Below are 8,753 nucleotides of genomic sequence, written 5' to 3'. Positions count from 1 at the left end.
GACCATGTGCATACCAGGTTCTTCATTCCTGGTATGCACATAAAAAACCTCTCTTATCTGTGTACATCTGTGTGATCTGTGGGCCAAAAACTCTTTTCTTATCTGGGTTGCGGGCAAAGCCAGCATTAGTACTCAGCGGGGGACAGTCCCCAGGGCTTGGTGCAAGTAATCACCACCGAGGACCCCCTGAATGGTGACTGCCCGGATCAGGTTTTGCCGGTTATTTCCGATTCGGCATCTCGGAACTCCATGCTTTCTGCGTAAAGTTCCATGAATCTGGGGGACTGGGCAATGGAGATATGCTCGATGTCCTGCAGATTTATTTCCAGAAATCGGCGATAGGATATATCCGTGAGCATCCAGACGCACCCGCTGCGGCAGGCGTTTCCGGCAAACTCCACCCTGTCCTTTGTCCCTCTGGGGATGATACCAATGGTTTCCAGGTTTACGGGATTGAGATAAAATCCGAAACCTCCGGCAATAACGATATTGTCCAGTTCTTCCACGCTGCATCCGGCCTCGTCCATGAGTACGTCAATGGCTGCTCTGATGGCTCCCTTGGCCAGCTGTACCTGGCGCACGTCCCGTTGACTGAAATATACTTTTGGGCCGATTTCAAAGACGGTCTGTTCTTCAATCTTTTTGAGGCGTGAATTTACTCCTTCCGGTACCGGGCTGCAGGGCAGGGAGCAGAACCTGCCGGTAGGATCAATAACCTGCAGGCGCAGAAGAGTGGACACCAGGTCTACGATGCCGCTACCGCAAATGCCTCTTGGTTCGCTGTCAGCAACGGTGGACATGGTGATGCTCTTGCCGTCGCTCTTAACAGACTCCACAGCCCCGAACGAGGCCCGCATACCGCATGAAAGGCCCATGCCTTCAAAGGCCGGGCCTGCCGCCGCGGAACAGGCCAGACGTCTGCCCAGATGATTGAGGGCTATTTCGCCGTTGGTGCCCACATCTACAAAAAGCACAGACTTGGTATCATCGAAAAAATCACTGTGGATGAGCAGACCCGCGGTTATATCCGAGCCGATAAAGGCGTGCAGGACAGGGGGGATATAAACCCGGGCATCAGGATTGACCTTGATGCCGAACTGCTGCACCGGGTAGCTGATGCCCGACTGGATATCCACGGAAAAAGGAATCTGACCCAGGGGAGCGGGGTCTATCTCGGCTATCATCTGCAACATGGTGGTATTGCCACCCAGCACGATGTCCAGGATCTCCTTGCGCTTGGATTCCGAGTCCACGCAGACTTCGTGCACCAGTTCGTTTATACCTTTGCGTATCGCCTGGGCCAGTTCCTGCAATCCTTCCTGGGTGGAGCCGTGCTGAATCCTGGTCATAATATCGTGGCCGTAGTTGATCTGAGGATTGAGCCTGGAAGCGGTAGACAGCACTATCCCGGTCTTAAGAGAGACCAGGGTGACCACTATTGTGGTGGTGCCCAGGTCGATGGCCAGGCCCTTGGGCTCGTATTCATCCTCCCAGACCTTGAGTACCTGGGGGTCGGGAAAGTTGTCGTAGAGCATTTCCGGATAATCCTGCTCATCCAGGACTTTGACCGCGCTCACCAGCCTGGAAACCGGGGCGATCTCACCTTCAAGGATGGTCTGAGATTCTCTGAAGCGTTTTGCGTCCCGCAAAAAGTTCATGGGCAGGTTTATGGTCAGGTCCTGTTCCGGGGTCACCTGGCAGCTGAGGCGGTAGCCTTTTTCCAGGTCGCTCTCGGTTACGTTTTCGTTGGGGGTATACGGGACCAGTGTGTGTTCCTGAATCCAGACTCCACAACTGCCGCAGGTTCCGTTGCCGTTGCATGGACTTTCCACGTATATCCCTCTGCGTAGCAATATATCCCGAAGGGTCTCGCCTTCCCTGGCTTCTGTCTGGATATTTATGGGCTGGATTGAAATTCGTGGCATAAATTCAAGCCTTTTGGTTTAGTCTCGTTTACGGGTCAGCGTGATGGTTTCCTGCATATCCTCAGCCAAAGACTCCAGGTCCATACGCAGGGAATGTCCGTCAATATTTTTTGGGACTTCAATGCCTATGCGCATGGTAAAGATGGGCCGTTGCAGATGCTTGGAGCGGTCCACCTTGGTGCTCAGCTTCAGGATATTTATTCCTCTGCTGGCCAGCAGCTTGGAGGTGCGGTACACGATCCCGGACTTGTCCTTTCCCCGGACCCTTATTTCGTATCGGGGCCGGTCCTCCCTGGCCCTGAATATTTCTATTTCGTCGCTTTCCACTGGAAATACATGCACCTTGAGGTCGTCCTTGTGCTCCAGGAGTTCCAGGTTTTTGTTCAACTTTTCAGACTTTTCTTCGTCTTCGGCAATAACATGGATCATGAGTGTAAAATGGATACCCATGAGGGTCATATAGGAATTTTCAATACTGCATCCGGCCCTGTATATGGCTCCGGTCACGTCGGCCACTACACCGGGCCTGTTGCTGCCCATTGCTGCAAGAATGTACTGTTGTTGCATTACGTCTCTCTGGTCAGGGTTTAAGTTATAGTTACAGTTGATTATCCGAACTGCTCAGAAAGGCTGGGGTTGCCTACCGCCCGGGCCTGTACCCGGTGCAGGGTGCCTTCGATCTTTCTTGCGGTGCTCACCTGGGGCTCATCTGCCCCTGACTCCTCCGCCGCCCACATGGCTGCTCTTTTGACTGTCTTCTGAGCAAAGGCCAGGGCCTCCTCAATTTCGGAGTAGGAGCTTTTCTCTCCCTCGAACTGGACTATGTAAGACCTGGAAGAATCGGATTCCTGCAGGAAAACCAGGGCTTCCTTGTCCACAATCACCGAACCGGCCACCGCACCCACGGCATTGGCTACTCCAGGATGCCGGGGAAGTTTGAAGCGTGCATTCAATTTCCCGGCGATTCTGCTGACGAAGATTTCAGCCGGGGCTCCGATGCCTATGATGGGAAAGCGGCTGGTGAGGCTGATGCCGAGGTAGGCATCATTTTTTTCCAGTCCTTCCTGGAAAAGCCAGCTGGACCATGCCCCGTCCAGTTCTTCCGGCAGGCTCTCCTGACCCTGCCTGGCCAGGAATATGAATGCTTCTCTAGTCATTTGAGCGACTATGAAGTCCATTACCCTGGTGCTGAATTCCTTGGGATCCAGGCCGTGCAGGTTGCAGATATACCTGAAAGCCGCCCAGGATGCCTCGGAGCTGTCCAGGTCCAGCTCGCCCCGGAAGTGCAGAATATCCGTGGGGGTCAGGGTGGAGACGCCGATAATCCTTTTCTGGAGCAGATCTTCTACGTTCAGCTGCACCAGATGGTTCAACTGCATTTGTTTTAAAAGCTGGTGCACCGTTAAAGGTCCCCGGGATAGAAGCTCCAGGACGGCTGTTTTGCGGGGATTGTCAAGTAACGGGTCCTCAGGGTCAATTTCCCTGGACTGGAACCAGTATTCGATATCATCCTGGCTTTTGCTGAAGCCGCGACCCTTGCCCAGAGACTGCAGCTTCTGCAGCACTTCCGGATACATGATCGCCAGCCGGGACAAAGGCACCACACGGTTGGGGCCCACCTGAAATTCTTTGGCGGACTTTATACTTATGCGGCTGTCGCAGCCGATGCACACGGTGCGGATACTGGCGGCCTGCACCGAAGTCTCCATATCGCCCACCCGGGCCCCCTGTCCGGATACGGTAATGTTTCCGTTTTCAATGAGGGCCATGTCCGTGGTGGTGCCGCCGACGTCCACCACCAGGGCCGCGTCCAGTCCGGAAAGAAAGCGCCCGCCTATGGTGCTGGCTGCAGGTCCGGACAGGATGGTCTCCACGGGCTTGCGGGCGGCCTCGGTATAAGGCATGAGGGACCCGTCCCCCTTGACTATCATGAGCGGGGCCTTGAGGCCCAGGTCTTTGAGGGAGGCCTTCACCGCCTGGATGAATTCGTGCATCACCGCCACCAGGGAGGCGTTGAGGGAGGCCGTGGTGGCTCGTTTAATCGAATCCAGCTGGGTGGACAGTTGATGCCCCAACACCACAGGTATGTCTGTAATCTCCTGCACTGCCTGCATGGCCTGCTCTTCGTGCTCAGGGTTGAGGGGGCTGAAATAGCTGGATATGGCCAGGGCCTCCAGTTTATCACCCTGGTCTCGGATCCAGGTCTTTATGCCCTCCAGGTCCGGCGGGGATTGCTGCTCACCCTGAGCGTTGTGTCCACCCTGGAAATAGGCGTAATTGCCGGTGGCGAACCTGGAATCCAGGCCGTAGCTTTCAATGAGGTCTGGATCGTAGCCCATGAGGATCAGGCCCACAGGCTTGGTGTTGCCCTCGGCGATGAAATTGGTGGCCAGAGTACTGGAAATACCCACCAGTTTGACCCTGGAAGGGTTGTCAATCTGAATTTTTTTCAGGACATCAAGTATGCCCCGGGTCAGGTCGTCATAGGTGGTCAGAGTCTTGGCCGAAGCCAGGACTTCCCGGCTGGCATAGTCCATGAGCACCCCGTCGGTATAGGTGCCCCCGGTATCTATGCCCACCACGTAGTCCCGGCCGGACTTCCGGATGTCCCGTCCGTCCGCGGGATTGCGTGTGCTTAGTCTGGATTTTGTCATTATATTCAGGGTTTGGGTCAGAGGTTGTTGTGAAAGGCATAGGGGAGCAGAAGTGCCTTTGCGGACAGTAATCCTGCCCGGCCGCACTTCTGCTCCCAGTCACTTTACCTGGCTTTCTGCATGCAGACAGGAGCGGGGGTGCAGACTGAATCTGCATCCCGCTGGCTGCAGTTTAATCCAGTCCTTCCCGCTCCACTCTTTCCACTGCTTCATCCACGACTTTCCGGACATCCTTCTGGACGTCTTTGGGGACCCTGGAAATGGGTCCTTCATGGTTTTCGAGGATATCGCGGGTTTTTTTGATAATGCGGTCCTGCATGGTCTGCCGGCCGTTCTTGTCCCAGTCCTCGTAGCTCTGCCGGTCCATGAGGGTGGGGCGCCAGTGCTTGCGGAACCACTTCATGGTGTGATCTTCGTAGAGGTAGTGACCACCGGAACCGACCCTGTTGATGACATCCACGGCAAGGGTCTCTTCGTTGACCTCGATACCGTCCTCGATGATGCGGGCCATGCTGATGATCTCGTCGTCCATGACCGTCTGGAATATGTCTCCGGTCTTGCCGGACTCGGTATAGCCGCAGTCGTGCACGAAATTGGCGCCGGTGAGCATGGAGGTGTGGATCTGCAGGGTGGCTTCTATACCGGACTGGATTTCCATGACCTTGGTATCGGTGCATCCGGCGGTGCCGAACATGGGCAGGCCGCAGTAGCGGGCCATTTCAGTCAGACCGCCGCTTAAGACGTTTAACTCCGGTGCCCCGTAGGAATAGATGCCCCGGCGCATGTCCAGGATGGACTGCACGCCGCCCAGGATGATGCAGGTGCCTGGATTTATCAGCTGAGACAGGACCACGCCCACCATGGACTCGGACAGGGCCACCACCAGCTGCCCGGCATGGGTGGCCGGCACAGTGCCTCCGCCGATGGCGCAGGGACTGTAATCCTGGGGGATGCCGTGTTCGGCGCAGTACATAAGCTTGTCAATGGCGTGGAAATCACTCACCAGGGGGGAGATGGGCTCACTGTACAGGATATAGTTGGGCTTTTTTTTGAAGGCCTCTTCTCCGCCGGCCATGATGCAGCCGATGCGGTGGATGTCCCGGGCCCCGCCGCGCTGGTAAGACCAGGCCATGATGGGGGTGGTGGTGTTCTGGATCATGTCTGCGAACTCAAAGACATCATCAGTGCCCCGGGGCACGTCGCTTATGGTCACCAGGCCTTCTACAAAGCCGATATTGGGCAGGGCGTCACAGACCCGGGCCACGGTGGTGGCGTCCTTGCGCAGGCACTTGCGCCGCTCCATGGTATAAGGATCGCGAAAGTATACCAGGGTGGGGCCTGGTCCGAAATAGCTGCGGTTTTCCTCGATATAGATGCGCGGGTTTCCCTCCCAGTCGAATATGGTGGTCATGAGCGGCACTGACTGCAGGGCCTGACGCACCAGGTTGGGGGGGATATATACCCGGATGCCGTCGATTTTGCACCCGTGCTTTTTAAATATCTCCCGGGCCTGTTCATGGTGAACATTGGCCCCGGTGTCCTGGAGGACCTTGAGCATTCCGTGAAAGATGGTCTGCTTCTGGTCCTCTGATAGAAAGGAAAACCTGGGACTGCGGTTTACTATGCAGTTGGTTTTATCATTGGCCATATATTAATCCTCCTTGGACGAAAATGGCTGCAGGCTGGTTTATAGCCTGTCCGGGGTTGGAGGTTCTACTTGGAATGCCTCTTTTCAGCGGCATCGATTATCTGTTCCAGTTCCTTCTGGATCTTGTCGTCAATCGGTTCGGGCTGATGTTCTTTCAATATGCGATCAGTTTCTTCCCTGATGCGGTCGTTCATGGTCTTTTGGCCTTCGCGGACCCATGTCTCGTAATCGGAGCGGTCCTGGAGCCTGGGCTGAAACCAGTTCTTGTAATGGGTCAGGGTATGTTCCGAGGTCAGATATTCCCCGCCGGGGCCGATCTTGTCGATGAGTTCCAGGGCCAGGTATTCGTCCTCGGTGTTGATACCCTTGCCCATCTGGCGGATCATGCCGATGATCTCGTCGTTCATAACCAGGCTTTCCAGGGAGGCGTTGACTCCGCTGTCGATGTAGCCCACGTCGTGCACCAGGCTGGCCCCGGAAAGATAGGCGTAGAAGTTGCTGGTGGCGGATTCAATAGCCGCCTGCTCGTCCAGGACCTTGGAGTCGGTGCAGCCGCCGGTGGAAAACATGGGCAGGCCCAGCCACTTGGATATATCCGTATTGGCTGCCGAGGCCAGGGACAGTTCCGGTGCGCCGTAGGAGTAGGTGGTGGTGATCATGTCCAGGACAGTGGTCACTCCGCCCATTATCAGGGGCATGCCCGGGTTCTTGAGATAGGTAAGCACCGAGGCCATCATGGTTTCGGACAGAGACTGCACCAGCATCCCGGCCATGGTGGCCGGAGCTGTGGCCCCGGAACTGGGGCAGGGGGTATACATGCAGGGTATGCCCTTTTCTGCGGAGAAAAGAAGCTTTTCCACGGCGGTCTTGTCGTTTTTCAGGGGGGAGATGGGCTCAATGTAGGTAACGAACAAGGGCTCCAGGCGGTATTCCTTTTCCCCTCCCCGGAAAAGGGAAGCCATTTTCCACAGGTCCTTCAGCCCATCACCGTCAACACAGGTCAGAACCATGGGCTTGGTGCAGCCTTTGAGCATGGCCATGAACTGGTGCCGGTCGTAGACCTGGGGATTGGGTACATCCTGGACAATGCCGTGGGACATGAAAAAGTCCAGATTGGGCAGAAAGTCCACGATGCGGGCGGCGTTTACAACGTCGTTGTAGTTGGTCCGCCTGCGCTCGCCGGTTTCGCGGTCATAGGTAAAGGGCAGGTCCGAACCTGTGCCGAAGTTGACCACGTCTTTTTCCAGCTTGATTTTATACTTGCCGGTCCTTCCGGTGAGGTTGATCTTGCGCGGGTGGCACTTGATGGCCTTTTCCACCAGGGAGAGGGGCACCCGGACAAGGTTGCCGTCGGTGACCACGGCCTCGCTGTTTTTAAACAACTCCAGGGCCTCCTCGTGATGAAAGCGGGCCCCGGTACTTTGGATAACGTCCAGGGCTGCGGAATAGATCATCTCGATCTGATTCTCGGACAAGACCCTGAAACTGGGGGTTGTTTGTATGGTTTGATTGATCTTGGGCATATTTAGACTCCTGTGTATGCGTTTCTGCAAGAAAGAAAAGGATGACCGGGGTCTATCCCTTGACCAGCTCCAGGGCTTTTTCGGTTCCGATGGAGGCGTTGGGGGCGTAAGCATCGGCCCCGATTTCCTGGGCAAAGTCGTCGGTTACCGGGGCTCCGCCCACGATGACCTTGACCTGGTCGCGGATGCCGGCTTCCTTGAGGGCGTTTATGACCTCGCCCATCTTGGGCATGGTGGTGGTCAGAAGCGCGGACAGTCCCAGAATCTGGGGCTTTTCCTTTTTGACCATTTCCACGATGTCTTCGGTCTTGCGGTCAATGCCCATGTCTATGACGTTGAATCCGGCCCCTTCCATCATCATGCCGGCCAGGTTCTTGCCGATGTCGTGCAGGTCGCCCTGGACGGTGACCATGATGACTGTGCCGGCCTTGGAACTGGATTCTTCGGAGAGCACCGGGCGCAGCTTTTCCATGGCTGCATGCATGGCCTTGGCTGACCGCAGGACTTCAGGGATGAACATCTCGCAGTCCCTGAATTTCTTGCCCACGACATCCATGCCTGCAAAAAGGCCCTTCTGCAGGATTTCTTCGGGATCCATTCCGTCGTTGATCAGTTCCTGGGTCAGTTCTCCTACCTCGTCGATTTTGCCGTGCAGCAGACCGTCGGCAATTTTTCCTAATTTTTCAGACATGCTATGCCTCCTTGATGGGCTTGAGAGTTAAAGGTAAAAAGTAAAAAGTAAAAAGTTAAAGGTAAAAAGTAAAAGGTGAAAAGATAAAGGAAAAAAAGTTAAAAATTAAAAGTTAAAGGTAAAAGGTAAAAGGTAAAAAAACAGGGAGTTAAAGCGGAAAAAAGCAGCAATGCCCTGGTCTTTACAGCTTGCAGGCGGTTTTGAGGTCCGCGGCTGCATCCGTCTTTTCCCAGGTGAATTCCGGCTTTTCCCGGCCGAAATGTCCATAATTGGTGGTCATCTGGTAGATGGGGCGCTTGAGGTCCAGGCGCT

Annotated in this window: 7 protein-coding genes; all 7 read right to left on the bottom strand. The window is 55.3% G+C overall.

Features of this window, described 5'->3' with window-relative positions; all coding sequences use genetic code 11:
* Nucleotides 1–206: 206 nt before the first annotated feature.
* Nucleotides 207–1,925 (bottom strand): ASKHA domain-containing protein, encoded by a 1,719-nt coding sequence (locus QZP87_RS07340; RefSeq protein WP_291322269.1) that lies wholly within the window; start codon nt 1,923–1,925, stop codon nt 207–209.
* Between the two features lie 18 nt (nt 1,926–1,943).
* The gene (locus QZP87_RS07335) at nt 1,944–2,492 is read right to left on the bottom strand and encodes an ACT domain-containing protein (RefSeq protein ID WP_291322268.1); all 549 of its coding nucleotides are present in this window, start codon (nt 2,490–2,492) and stop codon (nt 1,944–1,946) included.
* Nucleotides 2,493–2,533: 41 nt separating this feature from the next.
* Entirely contained in the window at nt 2,534–4,579 is a 2,046-nt protein-coding gene (locus QZP87_RS07330; protein ID WP_291322267.1) for a hydantoinase/oxoprolinase family protein, read from the bottom strand.
* Nucleotides 4,580–4,751: 172 nt separating this feature from the next.
* Nucleotides 4,752–6,227, bottom strand: coding sequence for a trimethylamine methyltransferase family protein (locus tag QZP87_RS07325; protein WP_291322266.1), 1,476 nt, complete (start codon nt 6,225–6,227; stop codon nt 4,752–4,754).
* A 65-nt stretch (nt 6,228–6,292) separates the two neighbouring features.
* Nucleotides 6,293–7,750: a trimethylamine methyltransferase family protein gene (locus tag QZP87_RS07320; RefSeq protein WP_291322265.1), complete on the bottom strand. Its 1,458-nt coding sequence runs from the start codon at nt 7,748–7,750 to the stop codon at nt 6,293–6,295.
* Between the two features lie 52 nt (nt 7,751–7,802).
* On the bottom strand, nt 7,803–8,441 hold the full coding sequence (locus QZP87_RS07315) for a corrinoid protein (RefSeq protein ID WP_291322264.1): 639 nt from the start codon (nt 8,439–8,441) through the stop codon (nt 7,803–7,805).
* Between the two features lie 181 nt (nt 8,442–8,622).
* Nucleotides 8,623–8,753, bottom strand: a 131-nt coding sequence (locus QZP87_RS07310) for a methionine adenosyltransferase domain-containing protein (RefSeq protein WP_291322270.1), incomplete at its 5' end; no start/stop codon positions are given.

This window comes from Desulfonatronospira sp. (genome assembly GCA_003563255.1).
In the GTDB taxonomy this organism is placed as follows: domain Bacteria; phylum Desulfobacterota; class Desulfovibrionia; order Desulfovibrionales; family Desulfonatronovibrionaceae; genus Desulfonatronospira.
Note: the sequence above shows the minus strand (reverse complement) of the source record. Positions and strands in the feature narration are given on the sequence as shown.